At 71.8% G+C, this 21,387-nt stretch carries 22 protein-coding genes and 2 pseudogenes; 15 read left to right on the top strand and 9 right to left on the bottom strand.

The window, feature by feature from the left end:
- Positions 1-144 precede the first annotated feature (144 nt).
- Positions 145-1,479 (top strand): sensor histidine kinase, encoded by a 1,335-nt coding sequence (locus F8568_RS38725; protein WP_151598601.1) that lies wholly within the window; start codon positions 145-147, stop codon positions 1,477-1,479.
- Positions 1,431-2,075, top strand: a complete 645-nt coding sequence (locus tag F8568_RS38720) for a LuxR C-terminal-related transcriptional regulator (RefSeq protein ID WP_151598600.1) — start codon at positions 1,431-1,433, stop codon at positions 2,073-2,075. Before F8568_RS38725 ends, F8568_RS38720 begins: the two co-directional genes overlap by 49 nt.
- 22 nt (positions 2,076-2,097) lie before the next feature.
- Here the strand turns inward: F8568_RS38720 and F8568_RS38715 are convergent, their stop codons facing one another.
- Complete coding sequence (locus tag F8568_RS38715) at positions 2,098-2,514, bottom strand: cupin domain-containing protein (protein ID WP_151598599.1); 417 nt, start codon at positions 2,512-2,514, stop codon at positions 2,098-2,100.
- Between the two features lie 60 nt (positions 2,515-2,574).
- Between F8568_RS38715 and F8568_RS38710 the strand changes: the two genes are divergently transcribed.
- Together F8568_RS38710 and F8568_RS38705 are read left to right on the top strand one after the other, a co-directional pair.
- Positions 2,575-3,054 (top strand): MarR family winged helix-turn-helix transcriptional regulator, encoded by a 480-nt coding sequence (locus F8568_RS38710; protein ID WP_151598598.1) that lies wholly within the window; start codon positions 2,575-2,577, stop codon positions 3,052-3,054.
- Positions 3,055-3,261: 207 nt separating this feature from the next.
- Positions 3,262-5,091 (top strand): glycoside hydrolase family 18 chitinase, encoded by a 1,830-nt coding sequence (locus F8568_RS38705; protein ID WP_151598597.1) that lies wholly within the window; start codon positions 3,262-3,264, stop codon positions 5,089-5,091.
- On the opposite strand, the gene F8568_RS38700 is transcribed toward F8568_RS38705, so the two are convergent.
- Both F8568_RS38700 and F8568_RS38695 read right to left on the bottom strand, forming a co-directional pair.
- Positions 4,989-5,510: a hypothetical protein gene (locus F8568_RS38700; RefSeq protein WP_151598596.1), complete on the bottom strand. Its 522-nt coding sequence runs from the start codon at positions 5,508-5,510 to the stop codon at positions 4,989-4,991. The two genes, F8568_RS38705 and F8568_RS38700, sit on opposite strands and share 103 nt — an antisense overlap.
- A gap of 76 nt (positions 5,511-5,586) precedes the next feature.
- On the bottom strand, positions 5,587-6,378 hold the full coding sequence (locus tag F8568_RS38695; protein WP_151598595.1) for an SDR family NAD(P)-dependent oxidoreductase: 792 nt from the start codon (positions 6,376-6,378) through the stop codon (positions 5,587-5,589).
- Positions 6,379-6,470: 92 nt separating this feature from the next.
- On the opposite strand from F8568_RS38695, the gene F8568_RS38690 reads away from it, so the two are divergent.
- Positions 6,471-7,070 carry a TetR family transcriptional regulator gene (locus F8568_RS38690; RefSeq protein WP_151598594.1) on the top strand — a complete coding sequence of 200 codons (600 nt, stop codon included), beginning with the start codon at positions 6,471-6,473 and terminating at the stop codon, positions 7,068-7,070.
- Positions 7,071-7,175: 105 nt separating this feature from the next.
- Here the strand turns inward: F8568_RS38690 and F8568_RS38685 are convergent, their stop codons facing one another.
- The 4 genes from F8568_RS38685 to F8568_RS38670 form a co-directional block, all read right to left on the bottom strand.
- Complete coding sequence (locus F8568_RS38685) at positions 7,176-7,460, bottom strand: YciI family protein (protein WP_151598593.1); 285 nt, start codon at positions 7,458-7,460, stop codon at positions 7,176-7,178.
- A 68-nt stretch (positions 7,461-7,528) separates the two neighbouring features.
- Positions 7,529-8,386 (bottom strand): LysR family transcriptional regulator, encoded by an 858-nt coding sequence (locus tag F8568_RS38680; RefSeq protein ID WP_160573921.1) that lies wholly within the window; start codon positions 8,384-8,386, stop codon positions 7,529-7,531.
- A gap of 35 nt (positions 8,387-8,421) precedes the next feature.
- Positions 8,422-10,968 carry an ATP-binding protein gene (locus F8568_RS38675; protein ID WP_151598591.1) on the bottom strand — a complete coding sequence of 849 codons (2,547 nt, stop codon included), beginning with the start codon at positions 10,966-10,968 and terminating at the stop codon, positions 8,422-8,424.
- 101 nt (positions 10,969-11,069) lie between these two features.
- A complete protein-coding gene (locus F8568_RS38670) occupies positions 11,070-11,648 on the bottom strand; it encodes a YceI family protein (protein ID WP_151598590.1) in 579 nt (192 codons plus the stop codon).
- 121 nt (positions 11,649-11,769) lie between these two features.
- Here F8568_RS38670 and F8568_RS38665 point away from each other — a divergent pair, with 121 nt between their 5' ends.
- From F8568_RS38665 to F8568_RS38630, 10 genes and pseudogenes are all read left to right on the top strand, one after another.
- On the top strand, positions 11,770-12,144 hold the full coding sequence (locus F8568_RS38665) for a winged helix-turn-helix transcriptional regulator (RefSeq protein ID WP_151598589.1): 375 nt from the start codon (positions 11,770-11,772) through the stop codon (positions 12,142-12,144).
- A 208-nt stretch (positions 12,145-12,352) separates the two neighbouring features.
- Positions 12,353-14,971, top strand: a complete 2,619-nt coding sequence (gene alaS, locus F8568_RS38660; RefSeq protein WP_151598588.1) for an alanine--tRNA ligase — start codon at positions 12,353-12,355, stop codon at positions 14,969-14,971.
- A 111-nt stretch (positions 14,972-15,082) separates the two neighbouring features.
- Complete coding sequence (locus tag F8568_RS38655; protein ID WP_151598587.1) at positions 15,083-15,610, top strand: hypothetical protein; 528 nt, start codon at positions 15,083-15,085, stop codon at positions 15,608-15,610.
- Positions 15,611-15,904: 294 nt separating this feature from the next.
- Entirely contained in the window at positions 15,905-16,837 is a 933-nt protein-coding gene (locus tag F8568_RS38650; RefSeq protein WP_202125843.1) for an alpha/beta fold hydrolase, read from the top strand.
- 221 nt (positions 16,838-17,058) lie between these two features.
- A pseudogene (locus tag F8568_RS51275) lies at positions 17,059-17,352 on the top strand (tyrosine-type recombinase/integrase); the annotation flags it as partial.
- A gap of 782 nt (positions 17,353-18,134) precedes the next feature.
- Positions 18,135-18,515, top strand: coding sequence for a tyrosine-type recombinase/integrase (locus F8568_RS49035; RefSeq protein ID WP_236009919.1), 381 nt, complete (start codon positions 18,135-18,137; stop codon positions 18,513-18,515).
- A 98-nt stretch (positions 18,516-18,613) separates the two neighbouring features.
- Positions 18,614-18,901, top strand: a complete 288-nt coding sequence (locus tag F8568_RS38640) for a hypothetical protein (RefSeq protein ID WP_202125842.1) — start codon at positions 18,614-18,616, stop codon at positions 18,899-18,901.
- A gap of 3 nt (positions 18,902-18,904) precedes the next feature.
- On the top strand, positions 18,905-19,093 hold the full coding sequence (locus F8568_RS47275; protein ID WP_202125841.1) for a hypothetical protein: 189 nt from the start codon (positions 18,905-18,907) through the stop codon (positions 19,091-19,093).
- Between the two features lie 186 nt (positions 19,094-19,279).
- Complete coding sequence (locus F8568_RS47270) at positions 19,280-19,690, top strand: hypothetical protein (RefSeq protein WP_202125840.1); 411 nt, start codon at positions 19,280-19,282, stop codon at positions 19,688-19,690.
- Positions 19,691-19,788: 98 nt separating this feature from the next.
- The gene (locus tag F8568_RS38630; protein ID WP_151598584.1) at positions 19,789-19,998 is read left to right on the top strand and encodes a hypothetical protein; all 210 of its coding nucleotides are present in this window, start codon (positions 19,789-19,791) and stop codon (positions 19,996-19,998) included.
- 46 nt (positions 19,999-20,044) lie between these two features.
- Here the strand turns inward: F8568_RS38630 and F8568_RS38625 are convergent, their stop codons facing one another.
- Together F8568_RS38625 and F8568_RS38620 are read right to left on the bottom strand one after the other, a co-directional pair.
- Positions 20,045-20,896 carry a hypothetical protein gene (locus F8568_RS38625; protein WP_202125839.1) on the bottom strand — a complete coding sequence of 284 codons (852 nt, stop codon included), beginning with the start codon at positions 20,894-20,896 and terminating at the stop codon, positions 20,045-20,047.
- 179 nt (positions 20,897-21,075) lie between these two features.
- Positions 21,076-21,387, bottom strand: a pseudogene (locus F8568_RS38620) (IS1380 family transposase); the annotation flags it as partial.

Raw genomic sequence — 21,387 nt, 5'->3', positions numbered from 1 at the left:
CCGCTTGTCTTGTCACCGCTCGAATGACGGTAGGTCCAGCACCACCTCTCCGGCCGTTGAAGAGTGGGTCCAGCACCACCGAGCCCTGGGACGCGCTCGACCACAATGGTGGAGATCCACCGCTATGGCGACTGCTTGGAGGACATGGTGAGCGAGCCACTGCGCGCGTACGGGCGCCGCGTCCTGACCTCCTTGTACCCGAATCTGTTCCGCGCGGTCGTGCAGATCGTGGTGGCGTTCACGGTGAACCTGCCGCTGTTCATCCTGGCGGTGCTGTCGATCGCGTTCATCCCGCTGGGCGTCGGCGTCGTCCTGGCGCCGGTGGTGTTCCAGGCGATCCGGTCGGTCGCCGACCAGCAGCGGACGTGGGCGGCCGAGTGGTCGGGGGTGGCGATCCCCAGCCCGTACCGGCCGGAGCCGGCGGGCGCGGCGAATCCGTGGCGGCGGCTGAGGTGGCTGCTGGCCGACCCCGCGTCCTGGCGCGACCTGGTGTGGACGATTTTGAACGTGCCGGTCGCGCTGGTGCTCGGGGTGCTCGCGGGCGGGCTGGCGGTGTACGGGCTGGAGGGCGTGTTCCTCGCGCCGTGGCTGGCGCTGATCAGCGGCTACGGGTGGGGGCCGTTCTGGCCGCTGGAGGACTGGGGCGCGGCCGGGATCGCCGGGTCGGTCGTGCTGGGCGCGGCGCTGGTCGCGGTGGGCGGCCCAGTGGGGCCCTTCTTCCTGAAGGCGCACGCGCTGTTCGGCCAGTCGCTGCTGGCGCCGACGCGGGCCGCGCTCGCCGCGCGGGTCGAGCAGCTCGCGGAGTCGCGGTCGGAGACGGTGGACGCGTCCGCGGCGGAGCTGCGCCGCATCGAGCGGGACCTGCACGACGGCGCGCAGGCCCGGCTGGTGGCGCTGAGCATGAGCATCGGGCTGGCGGAGGAGATGATGAAGCATGACCCGGAGATGGCGGCGAAGCTGCTCGCCGAGGCCCGCGAGTCCAGCGGGACGGCGCTGACGGAGCTGCGCGACCTGGTCCGGGGCATCCATCCGCCGGTGCTGGCCGAACGGGGCCTGGACGGGGCGGTGCGAGCTCTGGCGCTGACGCTGCCGCTGCCCGTGGAGGTGCGCATCGACCTTTCCGGGCGGCCGGGAGGCGGGCCGGCCGGCCGGGGAAGGCTCGAGGCGCCGGTGGAGTCGGCGGCGTACTTCGCGGTCGCGGAGATGCTGGCGAACGTGGTCAAGCACTCCCGGGCGCGGCGGGCGTGGCTCCAGATCGAGCATTCCGGCGACCGGCTGATTATGATCATCGGGGACGACGGGACGGGCGGCGCGGACCCCGCGGCGGGGAGCGGCATGGGCGGCATCGAGCGCAGGCTCGCGGCCTTCGATGGGACGATGGCCGTGACGAGCCCGCCCGGCGGGCCGACCGTCGTGACCATGGAGCTGCCGTGCGCGTTGTCATCGCCGAGGACCTCGCCCTCCTCAGGGACGGGCTGATCAGGCTGCTCGGGGCGTTCGGCTTCGAGGTCGTGGAGGCGGTGGACAACGGGCCGTCGCTGCTGCGGGCGCTGACCTCGCACCGCCCGGACGTCGCGGTGGTGGACGTCCGGCTGCCGCCGACGTTCACCGACGAGGGGCTGCGGGCGGTGCTGGAGGCGCGCGAGCAGGTGCCGGGGCTGCCGGTGCTGGTGCTGTCGCAGCACGTGGAGCAGCTGTACGCGCGGGAGCTGCTGTCGGGCGGCTCGGGCGGTATCGGGTACCTGCTGAAGGACCGGGTGTCGGACGTCAAGCAGTTCGTGGAGGCGGTGCGGCGGGTCGCGGACGGCGGCACCGCGCTGGATCCGGACGTCGTGGCCCAACTGCTCACCCGGCACGCCCGCGAGGAGCCGCTGCAGCGGCTGACCCCCCGCGAGCGCGAGGTGCTCGGGCTGATGGCCGAGGGCCGCTCGAACGCGGCGATCGCCGCGAAGCTGTTCGTGACCGAGAAGGCGATCAGCAAGCACACGAACAACATCTTCGGCAAGCTCGGGCTGCCGCCGTCGGAGGACGACAACCGCCGCGTGCTCGCGGTCCTGGCCTATCTCGGCGGCTGAGCCCGCCCGGGCGACCGTGCGGTCACCGGGCCCACGGCGGGACGAGGCGCTCGTCCCCCTGCGGCGCGAGGTGGCACTTCGACGCGTCGACGACCGCGTCGGGGTCGTAGACGAGGCAGCCGGCGCGGGCGGCGACGACGGCGGTGAAGCCGTCGGCGGACGCGGTCACCTGGCGGCGCAGGTCGGCGGGCAGGACGACGGTGTCGCCGGGGCCGACCTCCAGCTTGCGGCCGTCGAGGTCGACGGTGGCGGCGCCGTCGAGGAACGTCCACACCTGCTCGGTGTCGAAGGCGTGCAGCGGGCCGGTCCGGCCGGGCGTGGCGTCGACGCGCCAGACGGCGATGCCCTCGGTGCCGCCCTGGGTGGGCGTCGCGAAGGTGGTCATGACGCCGTTCGGCGTCTCGGTGCGGCGGTTGTCGGCGTTGCGTACGAGGGTCATGGTCCCCATCCCGTAGATTGGTCAATATGGTTGTCCATATAGTCAACGAGGTTGTCTTTCATGTCAAGCGCTCCGACCGATCCGCCCGGCTTCGAGCTGCCGCTACGGCTGCTGCTGGCGTTCCAGGTGATCATCGATGACCTGCACGCCGAGATCGCCCGCCAGGGCCATCCCGACATGCGGCCGATGCACGGCTTCGTCTTCCAGGCGATCGGCCCGCACGGCACGACGGCCGTCGAGCTCGGCCGCCGGCTCGGCGTGTCCAAGCAGGCCGCGGGCAAGATGGTCGAGTCGCTGGAGCGGATCGGCTACGTCGAGCGCACCGCCGACCCGGCCGACGCCCGGCGCAAGATCGTCCGGCTGACCGCCCGCGGCGTCGACGCGTTGGTGCGGTCCGCGCGGATCTTCGACCGGATCCGCGACGACTGGGTGCGGCGGCTCGGCGCCGACCAGGTGCGCGCCCTGGAAGGCACCCTGCGCGCGATGACGCCGGACGACCTGTGGCACCTGGACATGCCGGGCTGGTTCGGGACGTCCTGAACCCGCGTTCCGGCCTTTCTCCGGCGCGCCGTCCCGTACGTCCCCAGGCAGGCGCCCAGACCACCAGGACCCCGGTCCGGTCGCCGTTCCGGAGGGCTTGAACGGCCGTGTCCGCGCGGTTACCATCACTCCAATTTCTTAGGAAACTTTCCTAAGAGAAAGAGCGGGGATTCCTGTTGGTTCGGGGGCACGGACGAACGGAGAATCATGTCCAGACCGGACGGAAGGCGGGCCGTCGCGCTCGCCGCCGCGGCCACCCTCGCACTCGCGACGTCCCTGCTCGCGGCGCCACCGGCGCCCGCGGCGGGCACGGTGACGGCCACGTGCGCCAAGACCTCGGACTGGGGCACCGGCTTCGAGGGCAACTGCACGATCAGCAACGGGACGGGCGCCGCGATCAGCGGCTGGAAGGTCGAGGCCGACCTGCCGGTCGGCACCTCCATCACCACGGTGTGGAACGCGACGAAGACCGTCTCCGGCGCCCACTACACCTTCGCCAACGCGAGTTGGAACGGTACAGTCGCGGCCGGCGCGACCACGAGTTTCGGCTTCGACGGCACCGGCTCCGGCTGGCTGACCGGCTGCACGGTGAACGGCGCCGCCTGCGACGGTTCCGGCACCCCGCAGCAGGACACCCAGGCCCCCACCGCTCCCGGGAACCTGCACTCGACGTCCAAGACCGCCACGAGCGTGTCGCTGGCGTGGAACGCGTCAACGGACAACGTCGGCGTCACCGGCTACGACGTGTACAACGGCGCCACCAAGGCCGCCACCGTCACCGGCACCAGCGCGACCGTGTCGGGCCTGTCCGCCAAGACCGCCTACAGCTTCACCGTCAAGGCGCACGACGCCGCCGGCAACGTGTCCGCCGCGTCCGGCGCCGTGTCGGTCACCACCGACGACGGCGGCGGGAACCCCGGCGGCGGGAACAAGGTCGTCGGCTACTTCACCGACTGGGGCGTCTACCAGCGCGCCTACTACGTCAAGAACATCGACACCAGCGGCTCCGCCGCCAAGCTCACCCATCTCAACTACGCGTTCGGCAACGTCACCAACGGCCAGTGCGCCATCGGCGACGCCTACGCCGACTACCAGCAGACCTACACCGCCGCCAACAGCGTCGACGGCGTCGCCGACACCTGGGACCAGCCCGTCGCCGGCAGCTTCAACCAGCTCCGCAAACTGAAGAAGAAGTACCCGAACCTGAAGGTCCTCTGGTCGTTCGGCGGCTGGACCTGGTCCGGCGGGTTCGGGCAGGCCGCCGCGAACCCCGCGGCGTTCGCCGACTCCTGCTACAACCTGGTCAAGGACCCGCGCTGGGCGGACGTGTTCGACGGCATCGACATCGACTGGGAGTACCCGAACGCCTGCGGGCTCTCCTGCGACACCAGCGGCCCGGACGCGTTCAAGAAGGTGATGGCCGCGCTGCGCGCGAAGTTCGGGTCGGGCAACCTGGTGACGGCCGCGATCACCGCCGACGCGAGCGACGGCGGCAAGATGGACGTCACCGACTACGCGGGCGCCGCCCAGTACGTCGACTGGTTCGACCCGATGACCTACGACTACTTCGGCGCGTGGGACGCGCAGGGCCCGACGGCGCCGCACTCGCCGCTGACGTCCTACCCGGGCATCCCGCACGCGGGCTTCAACACCTCCGACACCATCGCCAAGCTGAAGGCCAAGGGCGTGCCGGCGGGCAAGCTGCTGGTCGGCATCGGCTTCTACGGCCGGGGCTGGACGGGCGTCACCCAGTCCGCACCGGGCGGCACCGCGACCGGCGCCGCGCCCGGCACCTACGAGGCGGGCATCGAGGACTACAAGGTCCTCAAGGGCAAGTGCCCGGCGACCGGCACCGTCGGCGGCACCGCCTACGCCAAGTGCGGCAGCGAATGGTGGAGCTACGACACCCCGGCCACGATCGGCGGGAAGATGGCCTACGCCAAGGACCAGGGCCTCGGCGGCGCCTTCATCTGGGAGCTGAGCGGCGACACCGCGGGCGGCGAGCTGATCACCGCCATCAGGAACGGCCTCGGCTGACGCGGCTCCCCGGGACGCGCCCTCCCGGCGTCCCCTGAGCGCGGCCGAGCCCAACGGGCCCCTGACCGGAACCGGACACCGGTCAGGGGCCCCTCCACGCAGGCGATGCTCGAAGTAGTACGCGGGGCCGAGCGCGTCGGCGTCGTCGGCGGGGACGCCCGCGTTCCACGCGCCGCTTCGACCTTCACCCGCGTCGCTTCGAACCCGTCCGCGCGCAGGTCGGCGACGGTACGGGCGGCGGCGAGGGCGCCGGCGAGCGTGCCGCGGGTGCGCAGCGTCAGCATCGGCTGCGACGCCACCCGGCCGCGGTCCAGGACGATGTGGACGAACTTCAGGCCGCGCGCCGCCGCCCACCCCGCGACCGCTCCGGCGGCGGGATGGACGGTCACGTGCGTCTCGAAATCTCCGGCGAAGTCCACATCCGGATGGTCGCAAACCGGCCACCGCGGGACCTACCGGTTCTCCTTGCGGCCCGCCTGCGAGGGGTCCGGGCGGTCAGAGGCCCTGGCCGCCGTCGATGGTGAGGATCTCGCCGGTCATGTACGGGTTCGCCATGAGGAACAGCACGGCGGACGCGGCCTCGTCGGGGGTCCCGAGGCGGCCGAGCGGCATCTGCAGCCCGGCCTTCGCGACGGCCTCGTCCCCCGCCGGGTCCGCACCGGCGCCCAGCGCGCCGCGCGCCAGCGGGGTGTCGAACATCCCGTAGCGGACGGTGTTCGCGCGCAGCCGGCGCGGCGCCAGCTCCACGGCCAGGGCGCGGGTGAGCGTCTCGATGCCGCCGACGGTCGCGATCAGCGTCATGCCGGGCCGCGGCCGGGACACCAGGCCGCCGGACGTCAGGGTGATCGATCCGCCCGCGCGCATCCGCGGCACCGCGGCGCGCGCGGCGGCGAGCGCCGCCCACACCCGCCCCTCGAACGCCTCGCTCGCGGCGTCCCGGGTGAGCTCGGTGATCGGCGTGGGGCCGGCCATGCTGCCCGCGGTGAGCAGGACGTGGTCGACGGTGCCGGCGCGGTCGAAGGTCTCCTCGATCGCGGTGTCGTCGGCGGCGTCGCCCGCGACGCCCAGGACCTCGGCGCCCGAGCCCGCCGCGCGGGCGCGCTCGACGGCGGCGTCCAGCCGGGCCTTGTCGCGCCCGGTCAGCACGACCCGCGCGCCGAGCGAGGCCAGCATCGCGCCGGCGGCCAGGCCGATGCCGGAGCTGCCGCCGATGACGACGGCGGTCTGCCCGGCGAGGCCCTGCGGCAGCGGCGAGCGGACCGGGATGGGCGCCTCGGTGGTGGCCATCGCATCCTCCTCAAATAAAACATCTGGTTGGTTTAGCCCTCACCCTGGACCATCGCGGGCCGCAAAGTCAACCGGGTGGTTTAATTCAGGCCATGAGCTACGACGCGGAGGCCACCCGGCGGCGGATCTTCGCCGCCGCCACGGCCGAGTTCGCCGCGCACGGGCTGGCCGGAGCCCGCATCGAGCGCATCGCGTCGGCGGCCCGCGCCAACAAGCAGGCCATCTACCTGTACTTCGGCGGCAAGGAGAAGCTGTTCGGCGAGGTCGTGCGGTGCAAGGTCGACGAGATCTGCCACGGCGCCGACCTCCGCCCCGGAGACTTCGCCGAAGGGGTCGGCCGGCTGTTCGACTGGTACCGGGACCACCCCGAGCTGGTCCGGCTGGTGCTCTGGGAGGCCCTGGAAGGCCGCGGCGAGGTCCAGGGCGAGGCAGAGCGCCGCGAGGACTACCGCGCGAGAGTCCGCGAGATCCAGGCCACCGGGGTCGTCCGGGCTCGGCCCGGCGCGGAGGGCACCCGCGTCGCGCAGGACCGGATCTTCACCGTCCTCGGCCTCGTCGCGTGGAACTTCGCCGTCCCGCAGCTGCGCCGGCTCGTCCTGGACGAGGACGACGACGACGTCGCCCTCGCGCGCCGGCGCGCGTCCGTCGTGGAGGCCGCGCGCGCCCTCGCCGAGGCGGGGATCTTCACATGACCGGAAGCCCGGAGCCCCGCGCGGCCCAGCCGGACCCGGAGATCTTCTGGGTCACCTGCCTGGACGTGCCCCGCATCGCGTCGCCGGACGAGCTGCCCGGCCTGCTCACACCGTGATGCCGGCGAGCGCCGAGCGCGTCGGCTCGATCGCGATGACCTCGTAGCGGACGCGTCCGGTGCGCAGGAACGGGTCCTCGGCGGTGATCTCCTCGATGCGGGCGCGGTCGGCGCCGGCCGCGAGGATCACCCCGCCGACGCGCGGGTCGCGGCGGGCGGTGAGCAGGAACGTCCCGGCCTCCATGTGCCGGTCGACGTACGCGTAGTGCTCGGGGATCAGCGCGTCCAGCTCGCCGAGGACGCCGTCGTCGTAGTGCAGCAGCAACAGGAACATGCGGGCAGTGAACGCCGCGGCCCGCCGCCGCGTCCACGAGGCGCCGCCTATGGCGGGTGAGGCCCCGCCTAACGCCGCAGACGGCGGGCGACCGCCTCGGCGGCCGCGTGACCGGCGTCACGGCGCCAGGCGAGCGCGAACCTCAGGCGCGGCGCGTCCGCGGCGAACGGCCGCCACACGAGCCCCGGTTCGGCCGCCCGCTCCGGGCGCAGGGCGATGATCGGCTCCCCGGACGTCAGCTCGGCGCGGGCGACCGCGCGGCGGGCCGTCGAGACGCGGGTCTCCGGGTCCCAGCCCGCGGCGCGGCATGCGCCGAGCACCGCGTCGTGGTAGCCGGACGCGAGCCCGCGGTCGAACCACAGCAGCCGCTCGCCCGCCAGGTCGCGCCACGCGATCGCGTCCCGGCGGGCGAGCCGGTGGCCGTCCGCCATCAGGACGCCGAGCGGCTCGTCGTGGACGGTCTCGTGCGCCAGCCCGGCGAGGTCGGCGGGCAGCGTCACCACGGCGAGGTCCAGCTCGCGGCGGCGCAGCGCGGCGAGCTGGACGTCGGTCGCGGCGTCCGCGTACACCGGCCGGACGCGGGCCTCGCGCGCCGCCGCGCCGAGCCGTCCGGGCAGGTCGGGCGGGATACCGGGCGGTACGCCGACGACCAGGGGCGCGGTGGCGGACGCGGCCGCCGCCACCGCCCGCGCGCCCCGCTCGGCGGCGGCCAGCGCCGCCCGCGCCTCCGGCAGCAGCGCGGCCCCGGCCGGGGTCAGCTCCATCCCGGCGGCGGTCCGGTCGAACAGCGCGGCGCCCAGCTCGCGTTCGAGCCCGCGGACCTGCTGGCTGAGCGACGGCGAGCGCAGCCCGAGCCGTCCGGCGGCGCGGGTGAGGTTCGCCTCCTCCGCGACCGCGACGAAGTACCTGAGCTGCCGCAGTTCCACGCCCCCAGTCTCCCGGACGCCGCCGCCGGTGCGCGCTAGTCCTCCGGCGGCTCGGTACGGGCGAGGACGGCGCGGGCCCGGCTCTCCCCCGCCGCGTTCCCCAGGCTCCGGTACAACTCGAGGGCCTCGCGGGCGGGACGCCGCGCCGCCGCGCGGTCGCCGGCGTCCAGCAGGATCTCGGCGAGCGTGCGGCGCCCCCGCGCCTGCCACCAGCGGTCGCCCAGCCCGTCGAACTCCGCGGTCGCCTCGCGGACGGTGTCGGCGGCCTCGGCGTACCGGCCGAGCCGGGCCAGCGCGTTGGCCTCCGACACGCGGGTGCGCGCGACGCCCCAGACGTCGCCGAGGTCGGCGAGCACCCGGGCGGCTGTCCGCACGAACGTCAGCTCGCGCAGCCCGTTGCGGGGATCGCCGACCTCGCCGGCGGTGCGCAGGCAGCGCGCCTCCTCCCACTGCTCGTCCCGCCGCCGGAACGCCTCGGCGGCGCGCTCCAGCGTGGGCGCGGCCAGGCTGTACTTGATCTCGGCCGCCGCCTCGTCACCCGCCGCGTGCAGCGCGCGCGCCTCCGACGCCAGCACCTCCCCGAGCGCGCGCAGCGTCTGCGCCTCCGAGTACCGGTTGCCGTTGTGCTGGAACACCGCGAGCGCACGCTCCGCCAGTTCGCGGGCCTCCCCGTAGCGGCGCTGAGCGAGCCGCAGCTCGGCGAGGTTGCGGCGGGTCCGCGCCTGCCACCACGCGTCGCCTTCCTCCCCGAACACGTCGATGGCCTCGGTCAGGAAGCGCTGGCCCTCGTCGAGGTTGCCCGCGTCCCGCAAGCTCATGCCCGTGGCCCTCAGCGCGCGCGCCCGCCACCACGTCTCCCGGATTCCGGTGAAGATGCGGAGGGCCTCGGCGGCGTCCTCGTGCGCCAGGTCGATCCGCCCCTGGTTGCCGCGCATCGACGACCGCTCCAGCAGCGCGACGCCCAGCGAACGGGCGTCCAGATGCCCGGCGGCCGTGCAGGTCAGATCGGCCGCCGCCCTCCACTCCGGCCAGAACACCCGCAGCGAGTGGAACAGCGAGCACGCCGCCCGCCCGAGCCGCCACACCAGCGTCCACATCCCGCGCTCCGCGCCCTGCCCGAGCAGCGCCAGCAGCGCCGGACGCTCGCTCGCCAGCCAGTCGACCGCCGAGAACTCCAGAGCGGGCACCTGCCCCGCGCCGCGGTGCCAGTCCTGCGGCCAGCGGCTCGCCGCGACCCGCTCCGCCCGCTCCCGGTACCCGTCCAGCACCCGCTCGACCGCCGCGTCGTGCTCCTCCTCCTCGTTCTCCCTATCCGTCGCCTTCTCCACCGCGTACAGCCGGACGAGATCGTGCAGCCGGTACCGCATCGAGCCCGTCGCGTCGGTCCCCGAGCACTCGACGAGCTGCGCGTCCACGAGGGCCTCCAGCAGGTCCTCGCCCTCGAGATCCGACACACCGAGCAGCGCGCCCGCCGCCCACGCCTGCACGTCCGGGGCCGCCTGCACGCCGAGCATGCGCAGCAGCCGTTGCTGTGTCGGGCTGCAGTCGTCGTAGCTCAGCGAAAGGCTCGCCCGGACGCCGTTGTCGATGCCGTGCTCCAGCTCGCCGAGCCGGCGCCGCTCGTCGCGCAGCCGGTCGGTCAGCACCCGGAGCGTCCACGACTCGCGCGCCGCGAGCCGTCCGCCGCAGATCCCGATCGCCAGCGGCAGCCGGCCGCACAGCTCGGCGATCTCGGCGGCGGCGGCCGGGTCCGCGGCGACCCGGTCCCGGCCGGCGAGCCGGCCGAGCAGCTCCACCGCGTGCTCGGCGGTGAACTCGGTCAGCCGCCGGTCGAGGTTGTTGAGCAGTTTGAGCGGCTGCCGCGACGTCACCAGCACCGCGCAGTCGCCGCCCGGCGGCAGCAGCGCCCCCACCTGCGCCCCGTCGTGCGCGTTGTCCAGCAGCACCAGCAGCCGCCGGCCGCGCGTCCACGTCCACCACAGCTTCTGCAGCTCGGGCAGCCCGCCCGGGTCGGTCGCCAGCCGCACCCCGAGGGCCTGCAGGAACCCGAGCAGCACCTCCTCCGGAGGCACCGGCGCCCCGGCCGCGCCGCGCAGGTCGAAGTACAGCGCGCCGTCCGGGTACTCGTCGGCGATCTCGTGCGCGAACCGCGCCGCGAGCGCCGACTTGCCCACGCCCGCCGGCCCGTGCACCGACACCACCAGCGGCGACGCCGGCGACCCGGACCCGGCGGCGAAGGCCCGGCGCAGCTCGGCCAGCGACGCGTCCCGCCCGGTGAAGTGCGCGATCACCGGCGGCAGCTGCGCCGGCGTCACCCCGCCCGCGGCCTCCGCCGGCGGGTCGGGCCGGTCCGCCTGCTGCGCGCCCCACGCCGCGATGCCCGCCAGCACGGCCACCCCGCCCGTCACGGCGGCCTGCACCGGCGCGGGCAGGCTGAACGTGCCCAGCGACGTCGTCACCGCCGTGATCACCGCGGTCAGCCCGCCGACGATCCACGGCGCCGCCAGCCGCGCCCGCCGCTCCACCGGGGCGGCGCCGTCCGGGACCGGCCGCGAGCGCGCCCGGGACGTCCCGTTCGGCATCGGCAGCCCCTCCGTCCGCCCTCCGTCCTGTCTCCTCCGATCATGGTGCGCCGCGGACGCGCGTCGGCGGAACCCGCGGAGAACGGACGGTTAACAGCACGCTACTCGGTGCGCAGCACCGCCTCGATCTCCAGGACGATCTCGACCTTCTCGCTCAGCCCGAGCTTGCCGCCCGGGATGGTGGCGGCGTCGCCGACGCCGAACTCCAGCCGGCTGATCTCACCGGTCGCGGTGAACCCGGCGCGGGCCCCCTTGAACGGGTCGTCCTGCCGGAACACGTCCGGCCCGAAGCCCTCGACGACCAGGTCCAGCGTGACCGGCTTGGTGACGCCGTGCAGCGACAGCTCGCCGTCGAGCAGGAACCCCTCACCGCCGGCGCGCACGCCGGTGGACCGGAACGCCATCCGCGGGTACTTCTCGACGTCCAGGAAATCGGCGGACCGGACGTGCTCGTCGCGCTGCGCGTTGCCGGTGTCGACGGACGCCAGGTCGATCGTCGCGGTCACCTCCGAGCGCAGCGGGTCGTCGCCGGTGACGACCGTCCCCTCGAAGGTCCCGAAGCGGCCCCGCACCTTGCTCACCATCAGGTGCCGGATCGTGAACCCGACGCCGGAGTGCAGCGGGTCGATCGTCCAGGTGCCGGCGACGTAGCCGGGGATCTCGACAAGTTCCGCGGTCATCGTGTCTCCTTGGTTATGCACAGTAAGACGGTTCCTTTCCGGAACCGCCTCCATGGTGCGGACCTGCGCGCCACGGGCACAAGAAGGCACTTTTTCCTGCCTCGGTCACCTGGAGATAACCATGCACGTTCCCGAGCACACCGTCGCCGGCTGCCGCGGACGCGAGATCCTCGATCGCATCGGCGACAAGTGGTCCCTCCAGGTGATCGCGCTGCTCGGCGACCGGACCCTCCGGTTCACCGAGCTCAAGCGCGAGATCGAGGGCATCAGCCAGCGCATGCTGACCGTCACGCTGCGCGGCCTGGAGCGCGACGGCATCGTCACCCGCACCGTGTACCCGGTGGTGCCGCCGCGCGTCGAGTACGCGCTCACCCCCATGGGCGCGACCCTCCTGGAAGCGGCGATCACCCTCGTCTCCTGGGCCGAGTCCCACCTGTCCGAGATCGACGCCGCCCGCGCCGCCTACGACGCCCGCGAATCCGTCAACACCCCCTGAGCCTTTTTCGGCGAGGGGAATTCGGTGTGCGGGGGCGGGGGCGGCTCGGTTAGCGTTGGAGGCAGGTGTCCGCGAACGGGAAAGCGACCGATGGTCTTTCACGAGGTGGGGCGGCGAGCTAGCCGCGCCGAGCCGGGGAACGGGCAGTCGTGCCCGGCCCGGCTCGGCGGAGCGCGCCGTCATCCCATCGACCTCGTGAGGCCGTTCCATGCGCTCGTCTGAGATCCGCTCCACCTTCCTCGACTTCTTCCGGGAACGCGACCACCGCGTCGTCCCGTCCAGCCCGCTGATCCCGCAGGATCCGACGCTGCTGCTGACCAACGCGGGCATGAACCAGTTCAAGCCGTACTTCCTCGGCGAGACCGAGCCCGCGCACCCCCGCGCGATGTCCGTGCAGAAATGCGCGCGGACGTCCGACATCGAGAACGTCGGCCGGACGACTCGGCATTCGACGTTCTTCGAGATGCTCGGCAACTTCTCGTTCGGCGACTACTTCAAGGCGGAGGCGATCGCCTGGGCGTGGGAGCTGTTCACGCGCCATTACGGACTCGACCCGGATCGGATCTGGGTCACCGTGTACCTCGACGACGCGGAGGCAGAGGACATCTGGCGCCGCGTCGGCGTCCCGTCCGAGCGCATCCAGCGGCTCGGAATGGCGGACAACTACTGGTCGATGGGGACGCCGGGGCCCTGCGGGCCGTCCTCCGAACTGCACTACGACCGCGGCCCTTCGTTCGGCCGCGAAGGCGGCCCCGCGGTGGACGGCGAGCGGTACCAGGAACTGTGGAACCTCGTGTTCATGCAGAACCTGCGCGGCGAAGGGACCGGTAAGGGCGATTACCCGATCCTCGGCGAGCTGCCCGCGAAGAACATCGACACCGGGCTCGGCCTCGACCGTCTCGCGGCGGTCCTGCAGGACGTCGACACCGTGTGCGAGACGGACCTGCTCGCGCCGACGCTCCGGCTCGTCCAGGAACTCGCCGGACGCCCCTACCCCGGACGCGACGGCGGCGAGGACTCCATGTCGTTCCGCGTCGTCACCGAGCACGCGCGCTCCATCGCGTTCCTCATCGCGGACGGCGTGCTGCCCGCGCGCGACGGCCGCGGCTACGTGCTGCGCCGGCTGATGCGCCGCGCGGTCCGGCACGCGCGCCGGCTCGGCATCGACGAACCGGTCCTGGCGCCCCTGACGGGCAGCGTCGTCGGCAACCTCGGCGGGACGTGGCCGGAGCTCGAGCGCCAGTCCGGGCTGATCGAGCGGGTCGTCGCGGCGGAGGAGGACGCGTTCGACCGGACGCTGCGGCAGGGCACCCGGCTCCTGGAGTCCGCGATCTCCCGCGCGGACACCGAGATCTCCGGGCGGACCGCGTTCGAGCTGCACGACACCTACGGCTTCCCGATCGACCTCACCCTCGACGCGGCGCGGTCCGCGGGCCTCACCGTCGACGCGGACGCGTTCGCGGAACTGCTGGACGACCAGCGGCGCCAGGCGCACCGGGCGGGCCGCGACCGCAAGGGCGACGCGGTCGCGCGGCGCGACCTCTACGGGCGGGTGCTCGCCGAGCACGGCCGCACCGAGTTCGTCGGCTACTCCTCCACCACCGCCGAGACGCGGGTCGTCGCGCTCCTCGACGGGACGGGCACCGCGCCGGTCGCGTCCGAGGGCGACGAGATCGAGGTGGTCCTCGCGCGCAGCCCGTTCTACGCCGAAGGCGGCGGCCAGGTCGGCGACACCGGCGCGATCCGCACGCCCGGCGCGGTCCTGGAGGTGGTCGACACCCGTCCCGGCCTCGACGGCCTGCACGTGCACGCCGTCCGAATCGTGGACGGCGAGGTCCGTCCCGGCGACGAGGCGCAGGCGGTCGTGGACGCGGACCGGCGCGCGGCGACCGCCCGGTCGCACAGCGCCACGCACGTGCTGCACGCGATGCTGCGCCGCGTCCTCGGCGACCACGCGGCGCAGCGCGGCTCCCGCGTCGAGCCCGGCCGCCTGCGGTTCGACTTCGCGCACTTCTCCGCCGTGCCCGAGATCGGCACCGTCCAGACGCTCGTCAACGAGTACCTGGCGGACGACCCGGACGTGCGCGTGTGGGAGGCGTCCCGCTCCGACGCGCAGGCGGCGGGCGCGCTCGCGCTGTTCGGCGAGAAGTACGGCGACGACGTCCGCATCGTGGACATCGGGGACGCGTCCCGCGAGCTGTGCGGCGGCACCCACGTCGGGCACGGCTCCCAGGCGGGGCCGGTGCACATCGTCGGCGAGTCGTCCATCGGCACCGGCCTGCGCCGCATCGAGGCGCTCACCGGACCGGACGCGCTCCGCCACTTCGACCACGAGCGGGCGCTGCTGCACGAGCTCGCCGCGCTGCTGAACGTCCCGCCCGACCAGGCGCCCGGCCGGCTGCGGCAGCGCCTCGGCCTGCTCGCGGAGACGCAGCGCGAGCTCGACGCCCTGCGCCGCGCCGAACTGGACGCGCTCGCGGAGCGCCTCGCGTCCCAGTCCGAACCGGTGCCGTCCGGCTGGCTCGTCGCCCGGCAGGTGGACGACGCGACCACCGCGGACCTGCGCACCCTCGCGTCCGCGATCGTCTCCTCCGGCGACGGGCGCGGCCTGGCCGTCCTCGGCACCGCGTCCGGCGGCAGGGCGCAGCTGGTCGCGGCGGCCGGCCCGCGCTCCGGCGTCCGGGCGCGCGACCTGCTCACCGACGCGGCGCGCGAGGTCGGCGGCGGCGCGGGCGGCAAGGGCGCCGTCGCGAACGCGGGCGGCCGGCGCCCGGAGAACCTCGCCAAGGCGATCGCGGTCGCGGCGGCCCACGCCCGCGCCCTCTGAAACCGACCGCCACGGACGGAACGGCGAAGGCCGGGCAGGAGCACACGAACTCCTGCCCGGGTTTGCAGCCGGAGCGCCGTTTACAGAGGCGCCTTCGGGTACGGGTCGGGAATGGCGACCAGTGACCCCCGGCGACTTCTGGGCATCTACTTGAGCGACCATCTGGCAGGTGCGGCGGGCGGGGTGGCGCTGGCGCGCCGGATCGCGCGGACGCACAGCGGGTCGGGCGATGCGGAGCGGCTGGCGCGGCTGGCCCAGGACATCGCCGCCGATCGGGGCGCGGCGCTGTCGATCGTGCGGTCGCTCGGCCTGCCGGTCCGCGGGTACAAGAGCGTGGCGGTGTGGGCCGCCGAGAAGGCGGCGCGCCGGAAGTTCAACGGACGGCTGCGCGACCGCTCGCCGCTGAGCGATCTGGTGGAGCTCGAGGCCCTGCGCCTGGCGGTGGAGGGGAAGGCCGCCGGGTGGCGCACGCTGCTGGCCATCGCCGACCGGGAGACCGACCTGGACGCCAGGGCCCTTCGCATGCTCCTGGACCGCGCCGAGGCGCAGGCGGCCGTTCTCGAAGAACTGCGTGTGAAAGCGGTCGACGAGGTGTTCGGCGGAAGGGACGTCCACGCTGTCACCGACGCTTCCGAATAGGGGCACGCCACGGCCGACCGCACCGGCGCACGTTCGGGAAGCGGCCCAAGCGCGCGCCCGTCCGGACCCACTGGCACATTCGCGACAAGGCTCGCTCCGATAACGCTCTCCAGGCGTATCCTCAGCCCTACTGCGCGAACTCCGTCCGCATCGTGCTGGAGGTCGTTCGCCATTTCGACCGGGCCTGGAAGCCGTAATCCTGGGAGCGGGTGATGGGCCACCATGAGCGATCCGGCCGTACCCCCTGACCGGGCGGATGGCGCCGCCGAGCCCCCGCGGCCGTGGCGTGCGCGGATGAAGCGGTGGCGGGAGCGGCTGGCGCAGACGCTGGCGCTCGCGTTCATCCTGGTCACCCTCGCCTCGTTCGCTTACAACGCGGCCACGCGGGGCAGGGCCGCGCCGCCGGCGGGGCAGCTGTACGTCCAGGCCGGGGACGTGCGGACCCGCTACCGCGTGTGGGGCACGACCGGCAGCGCGATCGTCCTGGTGCACGGCGCGTTCGAGAACGCCGACATGTGGCAGCCGCTCGCCGAGGTGCTGGCCGAGCGGCACGTGGTGTACGCGCTGGACGCGACCGGCAACGGCTACAGCGAGCGGCGTCCGCCGTACAACGCGGCCCACATGGGCGCCCAGCTCGTCGCGTTCATCAACGCGCTGCATCTGACCAGGCCGGTCATCGCCGGGCATTCCAGCGGCGCGGCCATCGTCGCCGAAGCGGCGCTGCTCGATCCGCAGGGCATCGGCGGGGTGGCCTTCCTGGACGGGGACGCGTTGCTGACCGGGGCGGGCCAGCGCAGCCCGCTGCCCTACCTGCTGCTGGATCCCTACTGGACGTCCGCGCTGCGACTGGGCCTGCGCTCGGACTGGCTGGTACGCACCGCCTATGCCGCCATCTGCGGACCGCGCTGCGAACGGCTCGACCACGCCGGGGTGGACCAGTGGCGGCGGCCGTTCATGGTCGAGGGCGCGGAGAAGGCGATGTGGCAGATGCTGCGGGAGGGCGTCGTCGGCCTGCCCACGGCCCGGGTGGCGGCTCTGCGCGCTCTCCCCCTGCCCAAGAGGGTGATCTACGGCGCGGACGACCCTGTCTTCAGCAAGCGGTCGCCGTACGAGACCGCGGCGCGGATCGGCGCCCCGGCGCCGACGCTGATCCCGGACGCCCGGCACCTCGCGGTGATCTCCGATCCGGTCCCAGTGGCCACCGCGCTGGAGCCGCTGACGCGGTGATCCTCGGTTCGGCCCGCGAAAGGAAACGAGAGAGCGGGCGACGGGAATCGAACCCGCGTAGCCAGTTTGGAAGCGGCGCCGATGGACCTTTGTCTGATCATGGAAAGTCCATTAAACTGCAGGTCAGAGGCTGTTTCGTGTGCCATCCTGTACTCGTCGGTATCGCTCGGATTTCCATGTTCCAGTGACAAATGAGTGACAAATGATCTTGCTCGGGGGCCATGGGTTTCACACGCAAGCGCAAGTGGCCGAACGGCACCCGATACCAGGCGCTCTACGACGACGCCCGAGGCGTCCGCCAGACGGCCGGCACCTTCGGCGCCCGCAAGGAGGCCGACCCAGCCTGGCAAAGAGCCGAGTCCCGCATCGCCGAAGGCAAGGCAGGCGACCCCCGCCGAGCCCGCCAGACCTTCCGCACCTACGTCGAAGAACGCTGGTTCCCGAACCACCGCATCGAGGCATCAACCCGCCAGGACTACGCCTACGCGCTCGCCGCCCATGTCATGCCGTACTTCGGCGACATGAAGCTGCAGGACATCACCTCAGAGACCGTCCGCGAGTGGATCACGCACCTCAAGAAGCAGGGCGCCTCGGCCTACAGCATCAAGTACTGCAAAACCGCGATCCTCAACGCCATCTTCACCACCGCCGTCAACGACGGCGTCCTTGTCTACCACCCGAGCCGCGGCGTGAAGACCGACCCCGTCCCCGAGAAGCCGCGCCAGATCATCACCGCCGAGCAGTTCGCCCGCATCTACGAGGCGCTCCCGGACGCGACCGCCAAGCTCCTGGTCGAGACCGACATCGAGAGCGGCCTCCGCTGGGGCGAACTGACTGAACTGCGCGTCAAGGACCTCGACTTCGCCACCGGCATCCTCACCGTCAGCCGCTCGGTCGTCGAACTCGTCCCCAGGTTCCACCCCGAAGGCCGCCGGTTCCTGGTCAAGGACTACCCCAAGGGCAAGCGCTGGCGCCGCTTCAAGCTCAGCCCCCAGATCGTCGCCAAACTCAAGGCTCATGCAGAAGCCAACAACCTCACCCCCGACGACCTCTTCTTCAGTCGCCGCCGAGATGAACCGCCCAAACTCGAACTCCTAGACCCCGACACCCTCACCTTCACAGCACCTAACGGGCGCACCTACACCCATGGAACGATCACGGCCTACAGCCTCGGCAAGTGCAAATGTCACCACTGCCGGGCCGCCTACGCCGCCTACCGCGCCAAGCGCCGCGCCCAGGGCAAAGACAACCCCCGCAACCCGCGCGTCATCGATGACGACCCCCACATCTCCGCCAACTGGTTCCGCAGTACTGCTGGCACCCGGCCCGAGCCGCCGCCAACCTCGGGTGGTCACCCCGCATCCACGACCTCCGCCACGCCCACGCCTCCTGGCTCCTCGCCGGCGGCGCGGACCTCCAGGTCGTCAAGGAGCGCCTCGGCCACCGCAAGATCTCCACAACCGAGCGCTACCTCCACACCCTCCCCACAGCCGACGAAACCGCTCTAGAAGCCCTAGCCAAGATCCGCGCCACCCAGCAGGAGAGCCAGGACACAGCCTCAGACCTCGAAGCTCAACTCGCCGAAGCCCAAGCGAAGATCAGCCAACTACAGGCCGTCCTCGCTGACCGGATAGTCGCCCAGCACGCTGAGACGAGGCCGAACCTGCGCTCTGTGTAACCCCGCGCTGCCCGGGGCCGCGGTTCCTCCACCTGCCGATCCCACATTCGCGTGGTATCGAAGTACCATGGGGTACCAAGGTACTGGGAGGTGATCGTGTGGCTGCCGCAAAGCCCACGGCGGGACGGGCCGCCGCGCCGCTCAAGGTTGACCTGGACACAGATGAGTTGATCACTGACGGTGCCCACTTCCTCGGGATGACCAAGAAGGATCTGGTGGGTGAGGCTGTCCGGGCCTACCTGGCGTCCCGCCGCGAGGAGATGCGTCAGGCCATGCTCGACAAGCTCCGCAAGCTTGACGGGTCGGCCGCCTCCAGCGTCTCCCTCCTGACCGACATCCCAGCCGAGGACATCGAACGACTCGGCGGGATCAGCGAGGACACCTGATCGATGGAACCGACTCGGCCGACGCTGCGGGCGCTCCTGGAGGACCTCGGCCTCCCGCTGCCTCCGCTTGATCAGCCTTTAGACGAGATAGACCACCCCCTGCTGACCAAGGCCCGCGCCCAGTTCGCGGCAGACGAGGTCGGCCACGAACGGATCCGCGCGATAGACGGCAAGGTCGGATCCGCGCGATAGACGACAAGGTCGTCTTCAAGGTCAAGGTCCAGCGGTGGCGCGGCGCCGTCTGGCCCGATACGAACATGCCCTGGCTGATCGCCGCCGGCATACGCGAGGACGGCTCCGGCGACGACTTCTACCAGGCCCTCACGCGTGACGCCCAGGCGGCTCGTGCGCGCTACAACGCTGAGAACGCCAAACCGCTTGGCGGCAGAACCTATTATCGGTCATCTGCTGCCGACCGACGACGACCACAAGCGCCATCAGTTGGAAGCAGGCACCCGCCTGGTCCGCCGACTGATCAGGGTGATCCGCGAGTTGGCGCGCGGGTCTCTGCACGACGGTCACGAGCATGCTGCCGATCTGCCCGGCTTCCGGTTGGGCATCGTCGTCCGTGCTGACGACGGAAACGAGACCTATGTCGCCGTGAAGATCACCGGCTCTGTCCCCGGCGATCTGGTCGCTGTGATCCTGCGGCACGTGCCCGGCTGCGACCCCGAACTCTGGGACACCGCAGTCAGGCTTCCAGAGCGAAGTCTCTTCGGCCCTGAACAAGCCTGGTTCAACGTCATGGAACCAAAGGCCGCCGCCCAACTCCTGGAAGAGGACGTCTGACCCATTGGGGAGTATCAAGTTAACCCACGAGAGTACCGGCAAGCGGGGCAAAAAAAAGTAAGTACCTGACCTTTCGTGCCTGCCTTGCTATTTCGGTGGTGGGGGCCGAGGTCAGAGGTCCAACGCAGTTTCAATGGCATCACGATCTGGAACCGGAGCAGCGTTCGGTGCCTGCGACCGAAGTGGCGCTGGTGCTGGTCGACCACTGGGAGATCGGTGCATTGCCGCTGAAGCAGAACGTGGAGTTTGCGCATGAGAAGCGTGCTATAGGCGCAGACGCACCATCCTTGCTAAAACAGGTCGCTTGATGGTGGGAGTTGAAGCGCCGGACTCTCGTCTGGTTACTGCGGCTGTTTACTCGTGCGGCGGCACTCGCACCACGACAATGCCTGCGATGTTGTCCGGCATGTCCGATGTCAATCGGTCCTGATCGAAATCGCCCGAGGCGATTCCAAGGACGTAGCCGGGCGGCACGTGCAGTAGAGGGTTGAGTGTGTGCTCGAAGTACCTTTGACCCCAGTGCCCGGTGTCGTCGGGGACGTCGCCGAAGACCCGGCCAAGTTGGTCATGGTCACCAGATTGCGGGCTTGCGACGCTCGTCGATACTGCGGTGAACGCTCCGTAGCGGGCTCTCAGCACCTGGTCGATCATTGAACGGGTGACTGCTCGTGTTCCATCCTGCGGCTCCTGTAGGAAATTCAAGAGTTCCGGTGCGAGTTGCTTCTCGAGCGTTGGTATCAACAATGCGCCCGCCGGGGGCGGCGTCCACAAGTCCTCCAGCGCAACAGACCGCTCGTAGGTCGATACTGCGTCACTCACAATCAGTTTTTCTGCAAGTAGCGCTGGCATCAGGGAGATAGTGCGCTTGACGCAAGAGATGCAGTTCCCGTTCCCGTGGTCGTCCGAACAGCACTCCCACCCTCGGTAGTCGCCTGTTCCAAGGTAAAGCGCATATACAGGCAGAAGATCGAGTAGCGCCGCAGTGGAAAGAAGCATCTCCCGTTGCGGACGCGCCGCGCTTTTCACTTCGTAGCCGAAGTCGAAGCTCCAATTGCTCCTCGTCACGGTAACGCGCTTCGCCTGCACTAGCATCCCGTAAGCACCCGTTCCGTCCACCCACCACCAGACCCAGTCGGCACCAGTGAGAGCCTCGGCTCGCTGGGTGAACGGAACAACGGTGACTGCCCGCGCCGCCTGGGCCATCACGATCTCAGCCTGAATCCACCGCGGGAGTTTGGGTGATCGGCTGGCCCCTGTTTCCTGGTTTCGAGTGTGCTTGGCTGGCCGCTCACGGTTGTGCGGCTTGTCCATAGGCTGGTGGTCGGAGGGCTCGGGCAGGTGGCCGTGGTGGTCGTCAAGGGTGTGGTGACCGGGGTTTGGGCTGGTCAGGCCGCTGCTGCTGGTGGTGGGTGGACGGCTTGGAAGGCAGACAGCCAGGCGGGTGCCCAGGGCCAGTGCTCGGGCAGGTGCAGGGTGAGGTGACTGCGTCCGTGCCGGGCGAGGCGGGCCGGGACCTGGACCAGGTGGCGGCGCAGCGTCGCGCCGCGGGCGCGGGCGTGGAACGCCGAGGCCAGGCAGCCCGCGGCGCGCAGCAGGTTGTGGGTGATGGCCGCGCAGGTCAGCCAGGCCGCGTTGGCGGCGAAGTGCCCGGACGGCAGGTGCGCCACAGGCCCGTCGGTGAGGTCGGCGAAGGTCTG

This window comes from Actinomadura physcomitrii, from assembly GCF_008923205.2.
Classification (GTDB): domain Bacteria; phylum Actinomycetota; class Actinomycetes; order Streptosporangiales; family Streptosporangiaceae; genus Spirillospora; species Spirillospora physcomitrii.
Note: the sequence above shows the minus strand (reverse complement) of the source record. Positions and strands in the feature narration are given on the sequence as shown.

Bases quoted from the DNA above. Each gene is read 5' to 3' on its own strand.
- F8568_RS38725 (WP_151598601.1), top strand. From the start codon at position 145: ATGGTGAGCGAGCCACTGCGCGCGTACGGGCGCCGCGTCCTGACCTCC.
- F8568_RS38715 (WP_151598599.1), bottom strand. From the start codon at position 2,514: ATGACCCTCGTACGCAACGCCGACAACCGCCGCACCGAGACGCCGAAC.
- F8568_RS38710 (WP_151598598.1), top strand. From the start codon at position 2,575: ATGTCAAGCGCTCCGACCGATCCGCCCGGCTTCGAGCTGCCGCTACGG.
- F8568_RS38705 (WP_151598597.1), top strand. From the start codon at position 3,262: ATGTCCAGACCGGACGGAAGGCGGGCCGTCGCGCTCGCCGCCGCGGCC.
- F8568_RS38695 (WP_151598595.1), bottom strand. From the start codon at position 6,378: ATGGCCACCACCGAGGCGCCCATCCCGGTCCGCTCGCCGCTGCCGCAG.
- F8568_RS38690 (WP_151598594.1), top strand. From the start codon at position 6,471: ATGAGCTACGACGCGGAGGCCACCCGGCGGCGGATCTTCGCCGCCGCC.
- F8568_RS38685 (WP_151598593.1), bottom strand. From the start codon at position 7,460: ATGTTCCTGTTGCTGCTGCACTACGACGACGGCGTCCTCGGCGAGCTG.
- F8568_RS38675 (WP_151598591.1), bottom strand. From the start codon at position 10,968: ATGCCGAACGGGACGTCCCGGGCGCGCTCGCGGCCGGTCCCGGACGGC.
- F8568_RS38670 (WP_151598590.1), bottom strand. From the start codon at position 11,648: ATGACCGCGGAACTTGTCGAGATCCCCGGCTACGTCGCCGGCACCTGG.
- F8568_RS38665 (WP_151598589.1), top strand. From the start codon at position 11,770: ATGCACGTTCCCGAGCACACCGTCGCCGGCTGCCGCGGACGCGAGATC.
- alaS (WP_151598588.1), top strand. From the start codon at position 12,353: ATGCGCTCGTCTGAGATCCGCTCCACCTTCCTCGACTTCTTCCGGGAA.
- F8568_RS38655 (WP_151598587.1), top strand. From the start codon at position 15,083: ATGGCGACCAGTGACCCCCGGCGACTTCTGGGCATCTACTTGAGCGAC.
- F8568_RS38650 (WP_202125843.1), top strand. From the start codon at position 15,905: ATGAAGCGGTGGCGGGAGCGGCTGGCGCAGACGCTGGCGCTCGCGTTC.
- F8568_RS47275 (WP_202125841.1), top strand. From the start codon at position 18,905: ATGGAACCGACTCGGCCGACGCTGCGGGCGCTCCTGGAGGACCTCGGC.